A 22,871-nucleotide genomic window follows, 5' to 3' on the forward strand; every position below is an offset into this window, starting at 1 on the left:
TTTTTCTTCCACCAAACCCCCTAATTCCATTCTGGAACCAGGAGTTGCAATGATGAAAGTTCTGCGCCCCACCAAGCTGATGGCCGCCGCTGCGGTGGCCTTCGGCGTGCTCACTTCGCCGCTGGCGCATGCTGCCAAGGACGTGACGTTTGCCGTCTCCATCGCACTGGAAACGCTCGATCCGTACAACACCAACAGCACGCTGAACCAAGCCGCGGGCAAGGCCTACTACGAAGGCCTGTTCGAATTCGACAAGGACCTGAAGGTTCAGAAGGTGCTGGCCACCGACTACACCGTCAGCGAAGACGGCCTGGTCTACACGTTCAAGCTGCGTCCCGGCGTGAAGTTCCACGACGGCACCGACTTCAACGCTGAAGCGGTCAAGATCAACTTCGATCGTCCGGCCAACCCGGAAAACCGCCTGTCGCGCTACATCCAGTTCAGCGTTATCGACAAGACCGAAGTGGTCGACCCGATGACCATCAAGATCACGCTGAAGAAGCCGTTCTCGGCCTTCATCAACGCGCTGGCCCACCCGGCCGCCATGATGATCTCGCCGGCAGCCCTGGCCAAGTACGGCAAGGAAATCGGTTTCCACCCGGTGGGTACGGGCCCGTTCGAATTCGTCGAATGGAAGCCGGCTGAATACCTGAAGGTCAAGAAGTTCGACGGCTACTGGAAGAAGGGCTACCCGAAGGTCGACACGCTGACCTTCCGTACCGTGACCGACAACAACACGCGCGCCGCCGTGGTGCAAACGGGCGAAGCGCAGTTTGCTTTCCCGGTGCCGTTCGAACAAGCCGCCGTGCTGTCCAAGAACGACAAGCTGGACGTGGTCGATCACAAGAACTCGATCATGGCCCGCTACCTGTCGATGAACACGCAGCAAAAGCCGTTCGACAACCCGAAGGTGCGTGAAGCCATCAACTACGCCATCAACAAGGAAGCCCTGGCCAAGGTCGCTTTCTCGGGCTACGCCACCGTCGTTGACGGCGTCGTGCCGACCGGCGTGGACTTCGCACACAAGACCGGCCCGTGGCCGTACGACATCAAGAAGGCCAAGGCCCTGCTGGCTGAAGCCGGCTACCCGAACGGCTTCGAAAGCCAACTGTGGTCCGCCTATAACGACGGCACCTCGGTGAAGGTGGTTCAGTTCCTGCAACAGCAGCTGTCGCAAGTCGGCATCAAGGTCCAAGTGGAAGTGCTGGAATCGGGCCAACGCGTGCAGCGCGTTCAACAGGTGCAAAAGCCTGAAGACGCCAAGGTCCGCATGTACTACGCCGGCTGGTCGTCCTCGACCGGTGAAGCCGACTGGGGCCTGCGTCCGTTGCTGACCACCGCCGCTTTCCCGCCGGTGCTGAACAACGTGTCGTACTACTCGAACAAGTCGGTGGACGACGGCATCCAGGAAGCCCTGGCCACGACCGATCGCGCCAAGAAGACTGAAATCTACAAGACCGTTCAGGAAACCATCTGGAAGGACGCCCCGTGGGCCTTCCTGGTGACCCAGAACAACCTGTACGTGAAGTCGAAGAACCTGTCGGGCGTGTATGTGGAACCGGACACCTCGTTCTGGTTCGGCGACATCGACCTGAAGCAGTAAACCTAGCAGTCACTCTCAGGGCCTTCGGGCCCTTGTAAGGCCACATACGGCGGGGGCGCGGTGTCCCCGCCGATGTTGCAGGAATTTCAATGCTGACCTACATCGTCAAACGTCTTCTGGGCATGATCCCCACGCTGCTGCTGGTAGCCGTGGTCGTGTTCCTGTTTGTGCACATGCTTCCGGGCGACCCGGCGCGACTGGCCGCGGGCCAGGAAGCCGACCAGCAAACCGTTGAGCTCGTGCGCAAGGAACTTGGGCTGGATCTGCCCCTGCCGCAGCAGTTCGTGCGCTACTTCAGCCACATGCTGCAAGGCGACCTGGGTACGTCCTTGCGTACCAAGCGCCCCGTCTCGACCGAGATTTCCGACCGCTTCATGCCCACCTTGTGGCTGACGCTCGCCAGTATGGTGTGGTCCGTGTCGTTCGGCATGATCATCGGGATCGTGTCGGCGGTCTGGCGCAATCGCTGGCCCGACCGGCTTGGCATGACCCTGGCGGTGTCAGGTATTTCTTTCCCCGCATTCGCGCTGGGCATGATGCTGATGCAGGTGTTCTCCGTGAACCTGGGCTGGTTGCCCACGGTGGGCGCCTCGACCTGGCAACACTACATACTGCCGTCCATCACCCTGGGCGCCGCGGTGGCCGCCGTGATGGCGCGATTCACGCGGGCATCGTTTGTGGAAGTCATTCAGGAAGACTTCGTGCGCACAGCGCGCGCCAAGGGCCTGACTGAACGCCGCGTCATCATCAAGCACGCGTTGCGCAACGCGCTGATTCCCGTCGTGACCATGATGGGCTTGCAGTTCGGCTTCCTGCTGGGCGGCTCGATCGTGGTCGAGACCGTGTTCAACTGGCCCGGCCTTGGCCGCCTGCTGGTGGACGCCGTGACCCAGCGCGACTATCCGGTGATTCAGGGCCTGGTGCTGCTGTTCTCGCTGGAATTCATCCTGATCAACCTGATTGTCGACGTGCTCTATGGCGTCATCAATCCCAGCATCCGTTATAAGTGAGGCGGCCATGAGCAATACGACACCCGCCACGACCATCGCCGCCGTTCCGAAGAACGATGTGCGCACGCCCGCCACCGAGTTCTGGCGCAAATTCAAGAAGCAGAAGCTGGCCGTGGGCGCAGGGCTCTTCGTCCTGCTGCTGGTCGTGGTCGCGGTCTTCGCGCCCTGGATCGTGCCGTTCGACGCCGAGAACTTTTTTGACTACGACGCGCTGAATGCCGGGCCGTCACTGACGCACTGGCTGGGCGTGGACTCGCTGGGCCGCGACATCTTCAGCCGCATCGTGATGGGCGCGCGGATCTCGCTGGCTGCGGGCTTCCTGTCGGTGGCCATGGGCGCCATCGTCGGCACCTTCATGGGCTTGATGGCCGGTTACTACGAAGGCTGGTGGGAACGCATCACGATGCGCGTCTCTGATGTGCTGCTGGCCTTCCCAGGCATGCTGCTGGCCATTGGCGTCGTCGCCATCCTGGGCTCCAGCATGATCAACGTGATCGTGGCCGTGGCCGTTTTCAGCGTGCCGGCGTTCGCCCGCCTGGTTCGCGGCAACACGCTGTCGATCAAGCAGATGACGTATGTCGAAGCGGTCAAGAGCGTGGGCGCGTCCGACTGGACCATCATCATGCGCCACATCCTGCCCGGCACGATCTCGCCGATCGTGGTGTACGGCACGATGCGTATCGGCACGTCGATCATCACCGCCGCCAGCCTGTCGTTCCTGGGCATGGGCGCATCGCCTCCCACGCCGGAGTGGGGCGCGATGCTGAACGAAGCGCGCGCCGACATGGTCATCGCCCCGCACGTGGCGATCTTCCCGGCGCTGGCGATCTTCCTGACGGTGTTGGCATTCAACCTGTTGGGCGACGGCTTGCGCGACGCGCTCGATCCCAAGATCGATCGCAAGTAATAGGCGCCCCCGGCCCGCCCGACAGGCGCGGCGCAGGGGCAGCACCTTCCAGCCGCCGCTCCCGGACTCGGGGCGGCGGCGTTTTGCATTAAGGACCTTGGCGAAAACCATGGACAAACAAGCGCTGGACCTTCCCCGCATCGGCGTGCTGCCGTCGGGTCCGCTGGATTCGATTTGCGACGTGGGCGATGTCACTGTCGGGCACAGCACGCTGGCCGACGGCGCGCAGCAGACGGGCGTCACCGTCGTGCGCCCGCACGCCGGCGACCCGTATATGGACAAGGTGCCCGCCGCCGCAACCGTGTTGAACGGTTTCGGCAAAAGCACCGGCCTGATTCAGGTACAGGAATTGGGCGTGCTGGAAACGCCCATCGCACTGACCAACACGTTTGGCGTGGGCACCGTGGCCAACGCGCAAATCCGCCAGGCGCTTGCGGCCAACCCCGGCATCGGCCGCGGCATGGCGACGGTGAACCCGCTGGTCTTTGAATGCAATGACGGCTATCTGAATGACATCCAGGCGCTGGCGGTGCAGGAATCGCACTACGCCGACGCTTATGCCGATGCGGCCAAACCCTTCGCGCAGGGCGCGGTGGGGGCGGGGCGCGGCATGTCGTGCTTTTCATTCAAGGGCGGTATCGGTTCGGCGTCTCGCGTGGCGTCGATCCAGCCCGGCTTGGCATACACCGTCGGCGCGCTGGTGCTGGCCAACTTCGGCCGCTTGCCCAACCTGACCGTGGCGGGCCGCCCGTTCGGACGCCGGCTGGCCAGCAAGCTGGACCAAAGCCTGGCGCAGCAAGGTGAGAACGCGGTGATCGTGCCCGAGAAGGGCTCCATCATCTTGCTGCTGGCTACCGACGCGCCGCTGGATGCGCGCCAACTGCGCCGGCTGTCGCTGCGTGCCGGGGCAGGGCTGGCGCGCACCGGTTCCGTGTTCGGCCACGGCAGCGGCGACATCGCCCTGGCGTTTTCCACGGCCTACACCGTGCCGCAATTGGCCGAGCAACCCATGCCGGCGCTGGCGATGCTGCACGAAACCCGTATCGACCCCCTGTTCGAAGCGGCCGCCGAGGCCTGCGAGCAGGCCATCATTTCCGCGCTCTGGCATGCCGATGGCGTGACGGGGCGAGACGGCCATCACCGCGCCGCCATCCGCGACGCCGCGCCGCAATGGCGCCAGTGGCTGTCCGACACCGCATTTTGAATCTCTCGAAGGCTGATCCCATGAAGATCCTGATTTCCACCGATATCGAAGGCGTCGCCGGCGTCTTCCACCCCGAACAAGTCCGCGCCGGCAACGGCGAATACGAGCGCGCCCGCGCCTGGATGACCGCCGAGGCCAACGCGGCCGTGCAAGGCGCCATTGCCGGCGGCGCCGAAGACATCCTGGTCAACGACTCGCACGGCGGCTTTCGCAACCTGCTGCCCGACGGCCTGGATGAACGCGCACGCCTGGTGCTGGGCAAGCCGCGCTACCTGGGCATGATGGGCGGCCTGGAAGAGGGCTGCGACGCCGTCTTCATGATCGGCTACCACTCGCGCTCGCAAGGCCGCGGCATTCTGGCGCACACCATCAACAGCTTCGCGTTCGCGCGCGTGTTCATCAACGGCATGGAGCTGGGCGAAGCGGGCCTGTACGGCGCGCTGGCGGGTGAAATGGGTGTGCCGGTGATCTTGGCGACGGGCGACGACGTATTCATCTCGGAAACCCGCGACACGTTCCCGGGCGCCGAATGGGTGCAGACCAAAGTGGCCCATGGCCAAGGCAGCGGCGTGACCTTGTCGCCCGCTGCGTCGCGTCGCGCCATTGCCGCTGCCGCCGAAACGGCCGTCCGCAACCTGAAAGCGGCCTCGGGCAAGTCCAGTGGCGGAAAAGCCATTCCTTTCCGCATTCCCGCCCCTATAGAATGCCGGTTGCAGACGCAGAGTGCGGCGCTCGCCGACCTGTTCTGCATGTGGCCCACGCTGGAACGCGTGGACGGCGTCACCTTGCGATTCACCGTGGATAGCATGCAGTCGGCCGTCCGCACGCTGAACAGCCTGGCCGCCATGTCTTTCATGTTGCGCTAAGGATTCCATCCCCCATGTCTAGCACCGACGCCCGTATTGCCCAATTGCGGCAGGCCATGAGCCGCCGCGGCCTGTCCGCCTATATCGTTCCGTCTTCGGACCCGCATCTGTCCGAGTATCTGCCGGCGCGCTGGCAAGGGCGGCGCTGGCTGTCGGGCTTCACGGGGTCCGTGGGCACGCTGGTCGTCACCGCTGATTTCGCCGGCCTGTGGGTGGATAGCCGCTACTGGGTGCAGGCCGAGGCGCAGCTGGCCGGCACCGGCGTGCAGCTGATGAAGATTGCGCTGGCCTCCACCCCCGGCCATGTCGACTGGCTGGCTGCCAACACCCGCGCGGGCGACGTCATCGGCGTCGACGGCCAGGTATTGGGCCTGGGCGCGTTCCGCGCCTTGTCGGCGGCGGCGGCCAAGTCGGGCGCCACGCTGGAAATCCGCGAAGACTTGCTGGATGAAGTCTGGACCGACCGCGCCGGCTTGCCTGACGCGAAGATCTACGAACACGTTGCGCCCGAAGCCTGCGTCACGCGTGCCGACAAGCTGGCGCAAGTGCGCGACGCGATGCGCGCCCAGGGCGCCGACGTGCATTTCATCTGCACGGTGGACGACATCGCCTGGCTGCTGAACCTGCGCGGCGCGGATGTGGACTACAACCCGGTGTTCGTCGGCCATGCGCTGATCGGCCTGGATCACGCCACGCTGTTCGTCGCCGACGGCAAGATTGATGACGCCTTGCGCGCCACGCTGGCCGCCGATGGCGTTGAAGTGGCTGCCTATGCACAGGCTGCCGATGCCCTGGCTTCGCTGGAGCTGGATCAGAAGCTGCTGATTGATCCGGCGCGTGTGACCTGCGGCGTGTTCCATGCCATGGACCCGGCGGTGCCGCGCATTGAAGCCATCAACCCGTCTACCTTGTTCAAGTCGCGCAAGACCGACGCGGAACTGGCCCACGTGCGCCAGGCCATGGCGCAAGACGGTGCGGCCCTCTGTGAATTCTTTTCGTGGTTCGAAGGCGCGCTGGGCAACGAGACCATTACCGAACTGACGATCGACGAGCAGATCACCGCCGCCCGCGCCCGCCGTCCCGCCTATGTCTGCCCCAGCTTTGCCACCATCGCCGGTTTCAACGCCAACGGCGCCATGCCGCATTACCGCGCCACGCCGGAATCCCATTCGACGATTGAAGGCGATGGCCTGCTGCTGATCGATTCGGGCGGCCAGTACCTGGGCGGCACCACCGACATCACCCGCGTCGTCGCCGTGGGCACGCCCAGCGCCGACCAGAAGGTGGACTTCACGCTGGTGCTCAAGGGCATGATCGCGCTGTCGCGCGCGTCGTTCCCGCGCGGCACCCCGTCGCCGATGCTGGACGCCATTGCGCGTGCGCCCATCTGGGAAGGCGGTGCGGAATATGGCCACGGCACGGGCCATGGCGTGGGCTACTTCCTGAACGTGCACGAAGGCCCGCAAGTCATTTCGTATCGCGCGATGCCTGGCCCGCACACGGCGATGGAGCCGGGCATGATCACGTCCAACGAACCGGGCATCTATCGTCCGGGCCGTTGGGGCGTGCGTATCGAGAACCTGGTGGCCAACCGCAGCTGGCTGACGTCCGAACTGGGCGAATTCCTGTGCTTCGAAACGCTGACGCTGTGCCCGATCGACACGCGCTGCATTGAACCGTCGCTGATGCGCGCCGATGAAATCGCGTGGCTGAACGACTATCACAAGACGGTGTTCGAACGCCTGTCGCCGTTGGTTGAAGGCGAGGCCCTGGCCTGGCTTGCGCGCCGCACGGCAGCGATCTGATCACGCGCGTGAACGTATGAAAAAAGGCCGCGGGCATTTTGCCTGCGGCCTTTGTGTTTTGCGCGCGGCCTTTTTGTGTGCGGTGTTCAGTGGTCCGCAGAGGGCCGGGTGGAAGGGGTGTAAAGCGCCAGCTTTCCAACCATGCAGCCCAACACCAGCAGCGCGGCATATACCAGCAGCGTCACGGCGGCCGTCACATTGGATTCCGCCACGCGCATCAATTGGCCCAAGCTCATGGCTCGAATGGCCAAAAAGCCCATGCCGACACCCAACACCTGCGCCAGCCAGAAGGCCAGCGTGCCGTGGACCACCGCACGCGCTTGGCGCGCGGCGCCGATCGGTCGCGGCAGGATTTTCAGGCAGACCTGCGTGCACAGTACCAGGATGATGGCGGGCAGCGCCAGGTAGCCCAGCGCGTATTCCAGCCAGCCGGCGCTGAGCATCTGCATTTGCAGGTAGCCGCCCAAGGCGAGCGACACACTCAATTGCCAGCCCAGTACCGTCAGCCCAGAGCTCCAGGCCGCGTGGCGCTGTTCATACGCCGGACCCCCGGCGGGGCCGGCAGGCTGCACGGTCCACGTGGCGATGCGCACGACGAGATACGCGCCAAGAATTTCCAGGACGATGGTCAAGGCTCGGATGAACAGCCCCATGGCAATGAAGTTGCCCACCCCGCCGGCGCGCTCCATGACGTACTGCATCATCACGTTGTGCAGGTACGCCGAGGCGGCCGACACGATCAACGAGTAGAGCAACAGCAAGGCGATGAAGGTGCCGAAGAGCTTGCGGGGTTCGTCCACGGCCTGCGTGTTGTGCTGCCGCAGCCAGCGGTGCATGGCGCCCCACACGGTCAAGCCGACAAAGACGGTCGACGCGGCAATGGTGGTCAGCAGCGGCAACAGGAATTGCGGCTGGCTGTACATGTCGCGCAGCAACTCGGACTGGGGCAGCCCGAACACCGAGTAGCTTTGCACCAGCGCGGCGTAGGCCACGCGCACGATGACTGCCGTCAATGCCAGACGCCAGGCAAGCGAGGAGGGGGGGCGGGCGGGATCGATCATCAACATTGTCCGAAGCGTGTTGAGAAAAAACAGCAGTCGAAAAAAATAGGGATCGAACATAGCACGGCGCTGGGGCGCGCCATGCAACAGGCTGGCCGTGCTTGCGTTTCTAGTGCTGCCAAATGTTACGCGTCATCGCTAGGGGAAAACCCAAATAACCTTCGCCTCCCGGCTATAATCCAAATTTCCCGCACGCGCCCGCTCGTCCCGGGTGCTCATTACGATGACCAAATACGTATTTGTCACCGGCGGAGTGGTGTCTTCCCTGGGCAAGGGCATCGCCGCTGCGTCGCTCGCCGCCATTCTCGAGTCGCGTGGTTTGCAGGTCACCATGCTGAAGCTCGACCCGTACATCAACGTCGATCCGGGCACGATGAGCCCCTTCCAGCACGGTGAAGTGTTCGTCACGGAAGACGGCGCCGAAACCGATCTGGACTTGGGCCACTACGAGCGTTTCATTTCCGCTCGCATGCACAAGGTGAACAACTTCACCACCGGCCAGATTTACGAATCGGTGCTGCGCAAAGAGCGCCGTGGCGACTACCTGGGCAAAACTGTCCAGGTGATTCCGCACATCACCAACGAAATCCAGGACTTCATCGCCCGTGGCGCCGAAGCCGGCTGGAACGGCAACACGGACGTCGCGATTGTTGAAATCGGCGGCACCGTGGGTGACATCGAATCCCTGCCTTTCCTGGAAGCTGCTCGCCAGATGAGCCTGCGCATGGGCCGCAACAATGCTGCCTTTGTGCATCTGACGCTGGTGCCCTTCATCGCCTCCGCCGGCGAACTGAAGACCAAGCCCACGCAGCACTCGGTGCAGAAGCTGCGCGAAATCGGTATCTATCCGAACGCGCTCTTGTGCCGTGCCGACCGTCCCATCCCGGACGACGAGCGCGCCAAGATCTCGATGTTCTCCAACGTGCCCCTGGACGCGGTCATTTCCGTCTGGGACGCCGACTCGATCTACAAGATTCCCGCCATGCTGCACAAGCAAGGCGTGGACAACATCGTCTGCGAAGCGCTGGGCCTGACCCCGCCGCCGGCTGATCTGTCCATGTGGGACAACCTGGTCGAAGCCCTGGAGCACCCGCAGCACCAGCTGACGATCGGCATGGTCGGCAAGTACGTCGACCTGACCGAATCGTACAAGTCGCTGACGGAAGCCCTGGTCCACGCCGGCATCCACACGCGCTCGAAAATCAACATCGAGTACATCGATTCGGAAGACATCGAAACCCGCGGCACCGACCAACTGAAGCACCTGGACGCCATTCTGGTTCCGGGCGGCTTCGGCAAGCGCGGCACCGAGGGCAAGATCGCCGCCATCCGCTACGCCCGTGAAAACGGCGTGCCGTACCTGGGCATCTGCCTGGGCATGCAGCTGGCCGTCATCGAGTTCGCACGCCACGTCGCCGGTCTGGGTGGCGCCAACAGCACGGAATTCGATCCGTCGGCGCCGCACCCCGTGGTGGCCCTGATCACCGAATGGATGGACCGCGAAGGCAAGGTCGAGAAGCGCGACAACTCGTCCGACCTGGGCGGCACCATGCGCAAGGGGGCGCAACGCGTGCCGATCAAGCCGGGCACCCGTGCGCAGACCATCTACGGCGACGAAGTGAACGAGCGTCACCGTCACCGCTACGAGGTCAACAACGTCTACGTGCCGCGCCTGGAAGAGGCCGGCATGGTGATCAGCGCCCGTACGCCGTCCGAGAACCTGCCGGAAATGATGGAACTGCCCGACCACCCGTGGTTTGTGGGTGTGCAGTTCCACCCGGAGTTCACGTCCACGCCGCGTGATGGCCACCCGTTGTTCTCCAGCTATATCCGCGCCGCCATCGAGCAGAAGTCTCGCCGCGGTCAGGAGGCGTAATGCGCGTCTGCGGTCTCGAGTTCCGTAAGCGGATCTTCGGGGCCGCGGGCCGTTCGCCCAGCGCCGCCCTATACGGCGGCGCTTCTTTCGGATACAACCAATTAGCATCGGATATGCGTCGCCGTGCCGCGTTGAGCGACACTGGCGGCTTTGCCGTATCCGGCGTGCCGTATCACGCATCAGATACCAACCAACGCAACTGCTCTGAAGGAACCCCATGAGTGCTTATCTCATCGCCGACGTCACGGTGACCAAGCCCGCGCAATACGAGGACTACAAGCGTCTGTCCACGCTCGCCATGCGCGCGTACGATGCCAAGATCCTGGTGCGAGGCGGAGAGTCCAAGCACCTTGAGGGCCGTGAGCCTGGCCGCACCGTCGTCATGGAGTTTCCGTCCATGGCCGCCGCCCAGGCGTTCTACGACTCCTGGCAGTACCGCCGCGCCCGCAATGCCCGCGAGGGTGCGGCCGTCATGAATATGTTTATCGTTCAGGGAATGTAAAGTCATGAGTGCAATCGTCGATATCATCGGCCGCGAGATTCTGGATTCGCGCGGCAACCCCACCGTGGAATGTGATGTGCTGCTGGAATCCGGCGCCATGGGCCGTGCGGCTGTGCCGTCCGGCGCATCCACGGGCGCCCGCGAAGCCATCGAGCTGCGCGACGGTGACAAGAACCGTTATCTGGGCAAGGGCGTGCTGCGCGCCGTTGAAAACCTGAACACGGAAATCTCCGAAGCGCTGATGGGCCTGGACGCCCAGGAACAGACCTTCGTCGATCGCACCCTGATCGAGCTGGATGGCACCGAGTCCAAGGAACGCCTGGGCGCCAACGCGATCCTGGCCGCCAGCATGGCCGTGGCCCGCGCCGCCGCCGATGAATCCGGCCTGTCGCTGTACCGCTATTTCGGCGGCAGCGGCCCGATGAGCATGCCGGTGCCGATGATGAACGTCATCAACGGTGGTGCGCACGCCAACAACACGCTCGACCTGCAAGAACTGATGATTCTGCCGGTGGGCGCAGGCAGCTTCCGCGAAGCCCTGCGTTGGGGCGCTGAAGTCTTCCACATGCTGAAGAAGCTGATTCACGGCCAGGGCATGTCCACGGCTGTTGGCGACGAAGGCGGCTTTGCCCCCAACGTGCCCAGCCATGAAGCGGCTATCCAGCTGATCCTGAAGGCCATCACCGAAGCCGGCTACGAGCCGGGCACGCAGATCGCCCTGGGCCTGGATTGCGCCAGCTCGGAGTTCTACCGCGACGGCAAGTACACGCTGGCTGGCGAAGGCGGCATCTCGCTGTCCTCGCAAGAGTTCACCAACCTGCTGGCCACGTGGTGCGACAAGTACCCGATCATCTCCATCGAAGACGGCATGGCCGAAAACGATTGGGACGGCTGGAAGCTGCTGACCGACCAACTGGGCAAGAAGGTGCAATTGGTGGGCGACGACCTGTTCGTCACCAACACCAAGATCCTGCGCGAAGGCATCCAGAAGGGCGTCGCCAACTCGATCCTGATCAAGATCAACCAGATCGGCACGCTGACCGAAACCTTCGCCGCCATCGAAATGGCCAAGCGCGCCGGCTACACCGCCGTCGTGTCGCACCGTTCGGGCGAAACCGAAGATTCCACCATCGCCGACATCGCCGTGGCGACCAACGCCATGCAGATCAAGACGGGTTCGCTGTCCCGTTCGGATCGTATGGCCAAGTACAACCAGCTTCTGCGTATCGAGGAAGAGCTGGCTGAAGTGGCGTCGTATCCTGGCTTGGAAGCTTTCTACAACCTGCGTTGATGGGAAGCGCGGTTGCGGCGCCTGGCGCCGCGGCCGCATCCGCGCCACGACTGCTCTGAGGGTTCTCGCGTATGCGCCTGTTGTTCCTGGTGCTGTTCGTGCTGGTAGGCTTGATCCAATACCCGCTGTGGCTGGGTAAGGGCGGCTGGTTCAAGGTCTGGGATCTGCAACGCCAAGTGGCCGAGCAGCGCGAGACCAACGAAGGCCTGCGCGCGCGCAATGCGGCGCTGGAAGCCGAAGTGCGCGACCTTGAAGGCGGTTCTGGCGCGGTTGAAGAGCGCGCCCGTGGCGAGCTGGGCATGATGCGCGACGGTGAAGTGTTCGTTCATATCCTGCCGCAAAACACGCAGCCGCCCGCAGCCGGCGCCACGCTGTCGACCGATGCCGGCGCCAAGCCGCCTGCCACGCCTGCGCGTGCCAGCGCACCGGCTGCCAAGCCACCCGCCAGCCGCGCGGCGGCGACGGCGCCCAAGCCCCCCGCCAACTCGGCAAACAACGCCACGACCCGGCACTAGCGATTGCAATTGCGCTTGCACTAGCACTAGCCATAGCCCTAGCGCTAAAGCTGACCTCGGTGTCAGCCTCGGCCTGCGCCGCAATGCATCTTGCGGCAGGCACCGATCACCATGCCCGGTGGCATGGGCTTGAGCCCCGCCCAATCGACCGGGTGCGTGTGCATCTCCATTTCCAGTTCCAGCTGTATCGGCAATAAGCCCCTGGCCTGCGCCTGGCCGGCATAGCTGGCGGCGTCTGCTCGCGCGAGCAGGGCCAGCACGGCTTGCATCGGCGGCAGCAACGGTTTGTGCAGATAGGTCAGCCGCAGTGTCAGCGTGTTGGCGTCGAAGATGGTCGCGCTGCCCGGCCTGGCCGGCCGGCGCGCGTGCTGCAAGTCTTGGTAGTCATTGTCGATGGCGCGCCGGCCGGGCGCCGCTTGTACGCGTAAATCGGCCCGGCCGTGTTCGCGAAACGCGCGGGCGTCGGGCTGAAGGATTTCGATTCGCCACGGCGTCAGGCCGCTTGTTGAGGACAATGCGGCGTGGCTGTGCTTCAGCCGGGTGCGCGCCCCGGCTTCCCCTTGCGGGCCGACATAGAGCGGCAGCAATCCTTGTAGAAATGCATCGCGCATAGGTGCCGGATGCCCGTGCGCGGTGGCGCCCGCGCGGCCGGCTTCGATCAGCGCCAGATGTGCCATCTGACGCACGGTTTGCCAGCGGGCGGCCTCGATGCCGAGCAATCCCAGCAGTAGCACCATGGCCCCGGCGACGGCAAATTCGAGGGCGGCGGCGCCGCGCTGCCGGGAACGGGCAAAGACAAAGGCGGTCATGGCTGCGCAGTGTGGCGCGGGCATGACCGCCTGTCGATACGGATAAGCCGAAGGGATGAAAACGTCCCGCCAGGAGGCGGGACGCGGGGAATCAGTGCACCGTCGGGGGCGCGTCGTCCGGCGGCGGCTGGTTCGGCGTGAACAGGGCGGCGCAGTCAACGGCATCGAACTTGTACGGCTTGCCACAGAAGTCGCAAGACACATCGACCTGGCCGCGTTCAGCCAGGACGCTGTTGACTTCTTCTTCGCCCAGCGAGCGCAGCATGCTGGCCACGCGTTCGCGGGTGCACGGGCAGTGCCAACGCACCGACGCGGGCTCGAAGGCCACCAGCGTGTCTTCCCAGTACAGGCGGTGAATCAGCGTGTCGATATCAGCTTCCAGCAGTTCGTCGCGCTTCAAGGTGCTGGCCAGCGCGTTGGTGCGGTCCCAGGTTTCAGCGGCCGACTGTTCGGTCAGCAGCGGGGCGTCCGTGCCGCCATGGAAGGGCAGGCGCTGGATCAGCATGCCGGCGGCATGGTCGGCATCGGCCGCCAGCCACAGGCGCGTGTCCAGCTGTTCGGATGCCTTCATGTAGTGTTGCAGGGCCTCTGCCACCGTGTCGCCTTCCAGCGGCACGATGCCCTGATAGGTCTGCTGGCCCGGCAGCTTGCGCTGCGGGTCCAGCACCACGATGAAGCGGCCGTTGCCGCCCGGGTTCAGCAGGCTTTGCATGGTGCCGTCGGCCGGCACGTCCTGGCCTTCGCGCACCTTGACGGTGGCGCGCAGGCTCAGGTCAGAGCGGCATTCCACCACCAGCAAAGCGATGGGGCCGTCGCCCTGGATCTGAAGCACCAGCGAGCCATCAAACTTGATGTTGGCGGCCAGCAGCGTGGACGCGGCCACCAGTTCGCCCAGCAGGTGGGTGATGGCAGGCGGGTAGTCGTGATTGGCCTGAACGGCTTTCCAGGTTGCGTCAAGGCGCACGGCCTGAATGCGGACGCTGCGGTCTTCGGTGAGGTATTTTTTGAGCTGATCGGTCATAGCGGAATGTTAGCCGATCAGGCCGCCTATTCCCCCTGCTGGCAGCAGGGGGTTCGGCGATTGCCCGGGGGGATCAGGCCAGCCGTTTCAGGGCCGTCTTGTAGTGTTGGCCCCGCGCCACGTAATGCGCGGTGTTCTTGTGCAGATTGGCGATTTCTTCTTCCGAGAGTTCGCGCACGATCTTGCCAATGCCGATCACCAGCGAGTTGTCGGGAATGACCCGGTCTTCGGGAATGATTGCGCCCGCGCCGATCAGGCAGTTGCGGCCGATGACCGCATTGTTCAGCACGATGGCCTGCATGCCTACCAGCGCACCTTCGTGGATCGTACAGCCGTGCAGCATGGCCTGGTGGCCCACGGTGACGTTGGGGCCGATCGTCATGGGACAGCCGCTGTCCACATGCAGCACGCTGGATTCCTGGATATTGGTGCCATGGCGGATCACGATGGCGTCGTTGTCGCCCCGAATCGACACGTGCGACCAGATGCTGACGCCTGCCTCCAGCGTGACATTGCCGATGATGTCGGCACTGTCCGCCACGTAAGCGGCGGGGTCGATGCGGGGGATCAGGTCGTCAAGCTGGTAAATGGGCATTACGTCTCCGATTGCTGCTCAGGGCCTCTGGGGGCCGGTTCAATGTTGTCGTCGGCCACGGCGGTCACCGCAGGCGGGGCGGGGGCCGCCGCAGGTTCCGGCTGGGGCGTGGCCCCCGGCGCGGCTCCCTGCGTGGGCGTCGAAGTGGAGGCTGTAGTAGGGGCTGTAGTGGGCGCTGTCGTGGGCGCTGTCGTGGCCCCGGAAGTCGACGCCGAAGTGGACCCCGAAGTGGACCCGGAAGTCGACGCCGAAGTGGACCCGGAAATGGCTCCGGATGTGGGCGCCGAAGTGGGCGCCGAAGTGGGCCCGGAAGGTGACGCCGGCGCGGCCGTCATCGGCTCGGACACGGGCGGCGGGGCCGCCGCCGCGATGGCGCGGGCGCGTTCTTCTTCGCGCAGGCGCAGAATGCGGCGCTGGATCTTGCCGGTGGTGGTCATCGGCAACGCGTCGACGAACTCGATCTCTTTCGGGTACTCGTACGGCGCCAGGCGCTCGCGCACATGTTCCTGCAAGTTTTCGATCACATCGGACCGGTCTCGATGGGCGAACTCCGGCGTCAGCACCACATAGGCTTTGACCAGCGCGCCGCGTTCGGCATCCGGCTTGGGCACGACCGCGGCGTTGGCAACCGCCGGATGCCCGATCAGGCAGCTTTCGATTTCCCCGGGGCCGATCCGGTAGCCCGCCGACTTGAACACGTCGTCGGCGCGGCCGGCGTACCAGAGGTAGCCGTCGGCATCCACCGAGGCCAGATCACCGGTCAGGCACCAATCGCCCTTGAATTTGGCCTGGGTGGCGGCTTCGTTGCGCCAGTAGCCCAGGAACATCACCGGGTCGGGAAAGCCGTGGATGTCGAGCCGGTTGACGGCGATCTCGCCGATTTCTCCGGGGGCGACAGGCTGGCCGTCATCATTGAGCACGGCCACCTGGTGGCCAGGATAGGGCCGGCCCATGCTGCCGGGCCGGGCGGGCCAGCGCCGTTGGCTGTTGCCCACCACGTAGTTCATTTCCGTCTGGCCGAACATCTCGTTGGGCGTCACGCCGAGCGCTGACTGGCACCATTCAAAGACGGTTTCACCCACGCTTTCGCCCGCGCTCATGATGGAGCGCAGCGCCAGCTGGTAGCGGCCGCGGGGTTCCGGCACCGCCTTCATCATCATCTTCAGCGCGGTGGGGAACAGGAAGGTGTTGGTGACCTGATAGCGCTCCATCAGCTCAAAGGCGCGCTCGGCAGAAAAGCGCCCGCGCGTGCCGACGATGGGATGGCCGAAATACAGCGTGGGCAAGAGCGCGTCCATCATGCCGCCCGTCCAGGCCCAGTCGGCCGGCGACCAGAACACGTCAGCGGGCTTGGGGAACCAGTCTTGCGAAGCGACGAAGCCGGGCAGGTTGCCGATCAGTACGCTGTGCGGCAACAAGGCGCCTTTCGGGGCGCCCGTTGTGCCAGAGGTATAGAGCAGGATGGCGGGATCGGACGAACGCGTCGGGATGGCCTTGAATTCGCTGGGCTGACGGGCAAGCAGGCTGCGCCAGGGCAACACGCGCTCGTCCGCGAAACCAATGCCGATCACTTGCTGAAGATTGGGGCAGTTGTCGCTCACGGCCAGCAGGTTGGCGCTTGAGGCATGGTCCACGATGGCGACTCGCGTTTCCGAGTCTCGCAAGCGGCTTTCCAATGCCTCGGGCCCGAACAAGGCCGACAAGGGCAGCACGACGCCGCCGACGGTGTAGATGGCCATGTGGGCGACGACGGTTTCAGGGCGTTGCCCCAAAACGACACCGACCCGATCACCGCGGCCCACGCCCATCTTCACCAGGCCGTTGGCCAGCTGATTCACGGCCTCCGCCAAGCGGGCATAGGTCCAGACCTCGCGGTTGCCGGATTCATCTTCGTAGTAGATGGCAATGCGCCGCGCATCCGGACTACTGGATGCCCAGCGGTGGCAGCACGCATCCGCGATGTTGAACTGGGTGGGAACCAGCCAGCGGAATGATTGGTAGAGCGCCTGATATTGGTCGTTCATGGCCCTATGTTGTAAGCATGTTGCAGCTGCGTGAACGGGGCGGCTCGCCCGTTGCCTCAGATGCAAGCATGACCTAGAGGGCCGTGAACTGCAATATCCCCGTTGCGTAATGGGGACGCATACGGGTTATCACGGGTGTTTGCTTTGGCGGCGCAGCGCTGAGGGCAGGGCGGGCAACGACAGCGAACGCGGCGGCCGGACCGAGGGTTCCGTCTGCCGTTCGGCCTGAATGGCGGCCCAGTCCAGCAACTGCAACTGGCCATCGTGGGTTTCGGCCAGGGCCGACAGGCTTTCCACCCAATCGCCATCATTGCAATAGAGGATGCCGCCCACGTCGCGGAGCTCAGCTTTGTGAATGTGGCCGCACACAACGCCGTCCAGCCCGCGCCGGCGCGCCTCGCCCGCCAGGGCTTCTTCGAAGTCGGTAATGAACGACACCGCGTTCTTCACCTTGTGCTTCAGGTATTGCGACAGCGACCAATAATGCATGCCCAGCCGGTGGCGCAGCCGGTTGAAATGGTGGTTAATCCACAGAGCCAACTGGTAGAGCCCATCGCCCAGATGCGCCAGCCAGCGGCTGTGCTGAATCACGCCGTCGAATTGATCCCCGTGCAGCACCAGCAGCCGCAGGCCCTTCGCGGTGACGTGCACGTCTTCATCCAGGATTTCAATGTCGCCAAACGCAAACCCCGCGAACTCGCGTGCGAATTCGTCGTGGTTGCCGGGGATGAACACCACCCGTGTTCCATTGCGCGCCTTGCGCAGAATGCGCTGGATGACGTCGTTATGCGCCCGAGGCCAGTGCCAGTGCTTGCGCAATTGCCAGCCGTCCACAATGTCGCCCACCAGATATAGGGTGTCCGAATCGTTGTGGTCCAGGAAATCGAGCAGGAATTCCGCCTTGCACCCGGCAGTGCCCAGGTGAATATCGGAAATCCAGAGAGCACGCCAGTGCGCGGGTCGGATTTCGTTCACGGTCGCTTCCATGTGGGCTGTCGTCATGCTTCAGGATGAAATCATCCGGCGATGACGGGCGTGTGAAGCTTCCGTGACGCAGTTGTGACGGTGGGGAGCCAACCTGCCCCGCCACCGTCACGGGCTGGAATCAGCCGGGTTGCTGCGGGTCGGACTTCTTGCCGCGCAGGCGCTTCCACAGCCCGCCGCCCAGCGCAGCCGCGGCCAGAATGCCAACCTTGGCGAACTTCGCCAGGAACGCGGCGATCACCGCAAACAGGCCGAGCTTCTTGGCGGCCACCCCCGCCACCAGCGCGGCCAGCCCATATTCCGCGACCTTGTCGGTGGACGAATCGAAGTCCGCGTAGCGTTTGCCGTCCACGTAGTTCAGGTTGTCCAGCAGCGCCAGCACCGCGGTCTTGTCCTTGGGCACCAGGCTTTGCTGGGTGATGAGGTCCAGCGTGATGTAGCCGTCGCGCCCCAGCGCGTAGGTGTTGTAGTTCACGGTCGGGTCTTCTTCCGCGCCCGCGCCCTTATGCTTGGCCGCCACCGACCAGACCAGGCGCTGGGTGTTGCTGTCGTACTTGGGCGCTTCGACCCAGCCGTCCACGCTCAGCTCCGGGAAGCCGCGCTTCTTGCGTTCTTCATTGGATTGCTCGGTGCCTTCGCGCAGGCTGTCCAGCAATTCGCTGACGTTCCAATTGCGGGCGTCGTCGTCCTTGATGTAGCCGGCCTTGTCGAAATTGACGGTGACGACCCAGTCATCATCGTCGCTCTTGGGCATGACGACGCCCAGCAGCGACGGGTCTTTGCCATTGCCATAGGCTTGCATCAGCCGCTCGGCCTGCAAGCGCGGCACGAAGAACATGTTCTGCGGCAGGTGCACGACCGCTTGCTCGCCCAGCTTCACATCGGCCGGCCCTTGCTGGGCGGCGGCGAAAGCGGCTTTCATGGCGGATTCGATTTCCTGCTGGGCGGACGCATTCTGCGCCCAGGCCCCATTGGGCAGAAAGAGAAGCGCGCTGGCGGCGGCCAGCGACAGGCGTGAAAGGAAAGCGCGCATGAGAGTCTGGAGGCGTCTGTTTTAAAGGGGCCTCATTGTCTTTGCGGTCGACTTTCAACTTTCTGAAAGCCCGCGGCGAATTCGCCGCAGGTTTTTTCGGGATGTAACGTGCTGTGTAAGGTTGGCCGATCAGCGCGCTTTCTGGCGCTGCGGCGCGTTGCGCAGGCGGGTGCCCAGCAATCGGTCGTGCAAGAATTGGCCGTCGGGGTCGAACCACGACCAGATGAAAATGGTGAAGGGCGCGGCCACGATGAACATGTCCATCGACGCCCAGCCCGTGAGGCTGGCGGCGCCCCAGACCACGGCAGCGCCTGCCAGCACCAGCGGCCAAACCAGCACGTAGCGCAAGATCAGGCGGGGGATGCCGGGGGTGTTGCCGTCGCGGTCAACGAGCCGGATGTTCCAGGTCTTCATGGGCAGCGTCTGCCCGCGCCGGCGCCAGCACAACACGAAGTAGGCGCCAATCGCCACGAACAGCCACGCCTGCCGGGCCGAGCGCAGTTCCAGCGCATTTTTGCTCTGCGTGAGCGTATCCAACAGATAGCCCGCAAGAAACACCACGCCAAACAGCAGCACGGCTTCGTACATCATGCAGGCAAATCGGCGCAGCCGATTGGGGGTCTGGTCGAGGGCGTCTGTCGTCATGGGACGCCATTATCCAATAAAAGGGGGCCCCCACGGTGCGCCGCTACGCGGCTTCCTGCCCCTCGAGGGGGCTTTTTCCCCTTGGGGCGGCCCGGCGGGGAAAAGGGCCCCCACGGTGCGCCGCTGCGCGGCTTCCTGCCCCCCGAGGGGGCTTTTTCCCCTTGGGGCGGCCCGGCGGGGAAAAGGGCGCCCCACGGTGCGCCCCTACGCGGCTTCCGAGGGGCGAAAAAAAACCCGCCGGTAAGGGCGGGTCTATAAAAGGGGCTATGCAGCCCCCAAGGGGAAAATCGTTCGGACCTTAGCGCTTAAGGTCCAGGCCTGTCTTTAGGCTGCGGAGTGCGCGTTCTTGGCGCTCGTCTTGCCAGCCAGGGCCTTGACGCCGTGGGCCAGCTTACGCAGGCCTGCGGCCAGAGCCCGCATCGGATGCGGACGGAATTGTTCTTCGATAGCCTGGAGCATCAGTTGGCGCTCGAGTTCGTCGGTCAGGCGGATGGTGTTGTTCGGGTTGATCACGTTAGCCTCCACGGGCTTGCACAGTTGTTTGCTACTAGGGATAACCCGAATTATAGGGTTTACCCTGAAACTGTGCAAGCGGGAGGTGCAAGCAGGTGCAACTTGGCAACACCTTGGTGCTGATAATGCCCCAAAACCGAGCGGCGGGGCACCATAAGCAAAGATACGGGCGCCATGTTGCGGCGCTTTTACAACGTGAGGGCGGACAGGCTTGTCGAGACTGCGCCCGGGGAGAAACCGCCCCGGGCGCGTGCGATCAGGCGTCGCGGTAGCCGGCGGCGACCAGTTCGAAGCCGAACAGGCGGCAGTCCAGCGCGCCGTTGTGCAGCGGCACGCGGCGCTTGGGCTTCAAGCGCATCTGATTGGGCAGGGTCAGGTCGCTGGTGATGACATGCAACTGCCAGCCGGCGAAATTGCGCTTCAGGCACGCGGCCCAATCACGCCACAGCTCGGCGTCCTGCTCGGTCAGCATGCGTTCGCCATAGGGCGGATTGGTGACAATCCAGCCGTGGTCGGCGGGCGCCGTGATCTCGCGGGCGTCGCCCACTTCAAAGCGGATCGAATCGGCCGTCAGCCACGCGCGTTCGGCGTTGTTCTGGGCGAATTCGATAGCTTGCGGGTCCAGGTCGTAACCCACCAGCGGGGCGTCCAGCTGGGGCAGGATGCGCGAGCGGGCATCGTCCTTCAGGTCGCGCCAGCGGTAGGCGTCGTGATCGCGCAGGCGCTCAAAGCCGAACGGGCGCGAAATGCCCGGGGGCACGCCCAGCGCAATCCAGGCCGCTTCGATCAGGATGGTGCCCGAGCCGCAGAACGGGTCCAAGAGCGGCGCCGCCGGGTCCCAGCCCGCCAGGGCCAGCATGCCGGCCGCCAGGTTTTCGCGCAGCGGGGCTTCGCCCTTGTCCAGCCGCCAGCCACGCTTGAACAGCGATTCGCCCGACGTGTCCAGATACAGCGTGGCCGTATGGCCCGTCAGGAACAGGTGGACGCGAGCGTCGGGGCGCACCGTGTCGATGCTGGGGCGTTCGCCTTCCAGTTCGCGCAGGCGGTCGCAAATGCCGTCTTTGGCGCGCAGATTGCAGTACTGCAGGCTTTGCACCGGGCTCTTGATGGCCGAGGTGTCCACGCGCAGTGTTTGTTCCGCGCCAAACCAGCGTTCCCAGGGCGTGTCGCGAGCCAGGTCCAGGATGTCGTCTTCGTGCGAAATCTCGGCGTGGGCGACTTGCACCAGGATGCGGGTGGCCAGGCGCGAATACAGATTCGCGCGCTGCACGCCTGCCCAGTCGGCGGTAAACGAGCAGCCCGCGCGGCCGGCCTTGGCGTCGTCATAGCCCAGCGCCTGCATTTCGGCGGTCAAGGCCTCTTCCAGCCCTTGGGGGCAGGGGGCGAACACCGTGAACACTTCCGCCTGGCGCGGTTCGCGCGGACGGCGGCTGCGGGTCTCGACCGTGGGCGTGCGCTCGCGGGAATAATCCCGTTCGTCGGCGGCGTGCGCTTCCGGTTCGTGCAGGTGTTCCGGCTCGGCCATGAATTCCGGCGCGGGGCCATCTTCTTCGAACGGATCGTAGAAGCGGCCGTCGGGCGTGGCGGGGGCGATGTATTGGTCGTCGCGCAGGCGCGGTGCGCGTTGCGGCGGGCGTCCCGAGCGCGCGCTGGGGGCGCTGGAGGGGGCCTCGCGGCGCGAGTCGTCGGAACGGCTGCGCGTGGACGGGCCGCGATCCGCAGAGCGGCGATCGGTCGGGCCGCGGTCGGCCGGGCTGCGGTCAGCGGCGCCACGGCTGGGGCCACGACTGGGCTGGTTGCGATCGTACTGGCCGCGTTCGGACGAACGGCGGTCAGATTGACCTCGCTCAGACGGCCCGCGATCGTACTGGCCACGTTCAGAATGACCGCCGCGAGGCGCCTGTCCCCGCGCACCCGCTCCGGGCTTGCGGCGCGCCTCTTCTTCCTGGCGGCGTTGATAGCCTTCCGGGTCTTTCTGGCGTTCTACGTTTTCTTTGGTGCGCGAAATCTGCGCGACCAGCCGGGCGCGTGCGCCAGCGCGGACACGCTTGGGCGCCTCTTCGGCGTGGGCGTCGCGCGCCGTTTTTTTGATCGACAGCGTCTTGCGCGGGCGGTCCTGTTCATCAGAGGACATACGAATCCTGGCGAATGTGCAAAGGTAGGGGGAATCAGAAGGGTTTGACGACGACCAGCGCCACCACCACCAAGAGCAGCAAGACGGGAACTTCGTTGAACCAGCGATAGAACTTGTGCGAACGGGTGTTTTTGCCCTGTTCGAATTTACGCAGCATCAAGCCACAGGCGTGATGGTAGCCGATGACGAGCAAGACGAAAAAGAGTTTGGCGTGCATCCAGCCGTTACCCGGGCCCACGCCGATGCGATAACCCAGATACAGCCACATGCCGAACACGATGGCGACGACGGCCAGAATGGTGGTGAAACGGTACAAGCGGCGGGCCATGCCCAGCAGGGTGGCCTGCACGGAAGCGTCCGATTGCTGCGCCAGATTCACGAAAATGCGCGGCAGATAGAACAGTCCGGCGAACCAGGACGCGATGAAGACGATATGAAAGGTCTTGACCCAAAGCATGGCCATGGCGGTGTCC

General features: G+C 64.4%; 20 protein-coding genes and 1 pseudogene. 10 read left to right on the plus strand and 11 right to left on the minus strand.

What is annotated here, in order from left to right:
- Window positions 1–49: 49 nt before the first annotated feature.
- The 6 genes from gsiB (at window position 50) to HV765_RS09740 (ending at window position 7,395) form a co-directional block, all read left to right on the plus strand.
- Window positions 50–1,603: a glutathione ABC transporter substrate-binding protein GsiB gene (gsiB, locus tag HV765_RS09715; protein ID WP_054423938.1), complete on the plus strand. Its 1,554-nt coding sequence runs from the start codon at window positions 50–52 to the stop codon at window positions 1,601–1,603.
- An 89-nt stretch (window positions 1,604–1,692) separates the two neighbouring features.
- Entirely contained in the window at window positions 1,693–2,613 is a 921-nt protein-coding gene (gsiC, locus tag HV765_RS09720; protein WP_054423936.1) for a glutathione ABC transporter permease GsiC, read from the plus strand.
- 7 nt (window positions 2,614–2,620) lie between these two features.
- The gene (gene gsiD, locus HV765_RS09725) at window positions 2,621–3,520 is read left to right on the plus strand and encodes a glutathione ABC transporter permease GsiD (RefSeq protein ID WP_054423934.1); all 900 of its coding nucleotides are present in this window, start codon (window positions 2,621–2,623) and stop codon (window positions 3,518–3,520) included.
- A gap of 109 nt (window positions 3,521–3,629) precedes the next feature.
- Entirely contained in the window at window positions 3,630–4,724 is a 1,095-nt protein-coding gene (locus HV765_RS09730; protein ID WP_175169623.1) for a DmpA family aminopeptidase, read from the plus strand.
- A 20-nt stretch (window positions 4,725–4,744) separates the two neighbouring features.
- Window positions 4,745–5,590 (plus strand): M55 family metallopeptidase, encoded by an 846-nt coding sequence (locus tag HV765_RS09735; RefSeq protein WP_175169624.1) that lies wholly within the window; start codon window positions 4,745–4,747, stop codon window positions 5,588–5,590.
- Window positions 5,591–5,604: 14 nt separating this feature from the next.
- Window positions 5,605–7,395: an aminopeptidase P family protein gene (locus tag HV765_RS09740; protein ID WP_175169625.1), complete on the plus strand. Its 1,791-nt coding sequence runs from the start codon at window positions 5,605–5,607 to the stop codon at window positions 7,393–7,395.
- A gap of 86 nt (window positions 7,396–7,481) precedes the next feature.
- Here the strand turns inward: HV765_RS09740 and HV765_RS09745 are convergent, their stop codons facing one another.
- On the minus strand, window positions 7,482–8,456 hold the full coding sequence (locus HV765_RS09745) for a hypothetical protein (RefSeq protein WP_175169626.1): 975 nt from the start codon (window positions 8,454–8,456) through the stop codon (window positions 7,482–7,484).
- A gap of 223 nt (window positions 8,457–8,679) precedes the next feature.
- Here HV765_RS09745 and HV765_RS09750 point away from each other — a divergent pair, with 223 nt between their 5' ends.
- The 4 genes from HV765_RS09750 (at window position 8,680) to ftsB (ending at window position 12,640) form a co-directional block, all read left to right on the plus strand.
- On the plus strand, window positions 8,680–10,332 hold the full coding sequence (locus tag HV765_RS09750) for a CTP synthase (RefSeq protein WP_175169627.1): 1,653 nt from the start codon (window positions 8,680–8,682) through the stop codon (window positions 10,330–10,332).
- Window positions 10,333–10,549: 217 nt separating this feature from the next.
- Window positions 10,550–10,834 carry a DUF1330 domain-containing protein gene (locus HV765_RS09755; RefSeq protein ID WP_006223888.1) on the plus strand — a complete coding sequence of 95 codons (285 nt, stop codon included), beginning with the start codon at window positions 10,550–10,552 and terminating at the stop codon, window positions 10,832–10,834.
- A gap of 4 nt (window positions 10,835–10,838) precedes the next feature.
- A complete protein-coding gene (gene eno / locus HV765_RS09760) occupies window positions 10,839–12,125 on the plus strand; it encodes a phosphopyruvate hydratase (RefSeq protein ID WP_054423924.1) in 1,287 nt (428 codons plus the stop codon).
- 71 nt (window positions 12,126–12,196) lie between these two features.
- Window positions 12,197–12,640: a cell division protein FtsB gene (gene ftsB / locus HV765_RS09765; RefSeq protein WP_175169628.1), complete on the plus strand. Its 444-nt coding sequence runs from the start codon at window positions 12,197–12,199 to the stop codon at window positions 12,638–12,640.
- A gap of 62 nt (window positions 12,641–12,702) precedes the next feature.
- Here the strand turns inward: ftsB and HV765_RS09770 are convergent, their stop codons facing one another.
- The 10 genes and pseudogenes from HV765_RS09770 to HV765_RS09815 all read right to left on the minus strand — a co-directional run bounded on the left by HV765_RS09770 (window position 12,703) and on the right by HV765_RS09815 (window position 22,861).
- Complete coding sequence (locus HV765_RS09770; protein ID WP_175169629.1) at window positions 12,703–13,449, minus strand: TadE/TadG family type IV pilus assembly protein; 747 nt, start codon at window positions 13,447–13,449, stop codon at window positions 12,703–12,705.
- Window positions 13,450–13,540: 91 nt separating this feature from the next.
- A complete protein-coding gene (gene hslO, locus HV765_RS09775; RefSeq protein WP_175169630.1) occupies window positions 13,541–14,470 on the minus strand; it encodes an Hsp33 family molecular chaperone HslO in 930 nt (309 codons plus the stop codon).
- A gap of 73 nt (window positions 14,471–14,543) precedes the next feature.
- The gene (locus HV765_RS09780) at window positions 14,544–15,065 is read right to left on the minus strand and encodes a gamma carbonic anhydrase family protein (protein WP_054423916.1); all 522 of its coding nucleotides are present in this window, start codon (window positions 15,063–15,065) and stop codon (window positions 14,544–14,546) included.
- A 377-nt stretch (window positions 15,066–15,442) separates the two neighbouring features.
- A pseudogene (locus tag HV765_RS09785) lies at window positions 15,443–17,089 on the minus strand (acetate--CoA ligase); the annotation flags it as partial.
- Between the two features lie 129 nt (window positions 17,090–17,218).
- Window positions 17,219–18,091: a UDP-2,3-diacylglucosamine diphosphatase gene (locus HV765_RS09790; protein ID WP_156336610.1), complete on the minus strand. Its 873-nt coding sequence runs from the start codon at window positions 18,089–18,091 to the stop codon at window positions 17,219–17,221.
- A gap of 103 nt (window positions 18,092–18,194) precedes the next feature.
- Entirely contained in the window at window positions 18,195–19,106 is a 912-nt protein-coding gene (locus HV765_RS09795) for a DUF2167 domain-containing protein (protein WP_054423915.1), read from the minus strand.
- 129 nt (window positions 19,107–19,235) lie between these two features.
- A complete protein-coding gene (locus HV765_RS09800; protein WP_054423913.1) occupies window positions 19,236–19,751 on the minus strand; it encodes an RDD family protein in 516 nt (171 codons plus the stop codon).
- 324 nt (window positions 19,752–20,075) lie between these two features.
- On the minus strand, window positions 20,076–20,264 hold the full coding sequence (locus HV765_RS09805) for a hypothetical protein (RefSeq protein WP_035212795.1): 189 nt from the start codon (window positions 20,262–20,264) through the stop codon (window positions 20,076–20,078).
- A gap of 256 nt (window positions 20,265–20,520) precedes the next feature.
- Window positions 20,521–21,876, minus strand: coding sequence for a THUMP domain-containing class I SAM-dependent RNA methyltransferase (locus HV765_RS09810; RefSeq protein ID WP_338077796.1), 1,356 nt, complete (start codon window positions 21,874–21,876; stop codon window positions 20,521–20,523).
- A gap of 556 nt (window positions 21,877–22,432) precedes the next feature.
- Window positions 22,433–22,861: a CopD family protein gene (locus HV765_RS09815; RefSeq protein ID WP_006218118.1), complete on the minus strand. Its 429-nt coding sequence runs from the start codon at window positions 22,859–22,861 to the stop codon at window positions 22,433–22,435.
- Window positions 22,862–22,871 lie beyond the last annotated feature (10 nt).

The organism is Achromobacter kerstersii, assembly GCF_902859595.1.
Lineage (GTDB): Bacteria > Pseudomonadota > Gammaproteobacteria > Burkholderiales > Burkholderiaceae_B > Achromobacter > Achromobacter kerstersii.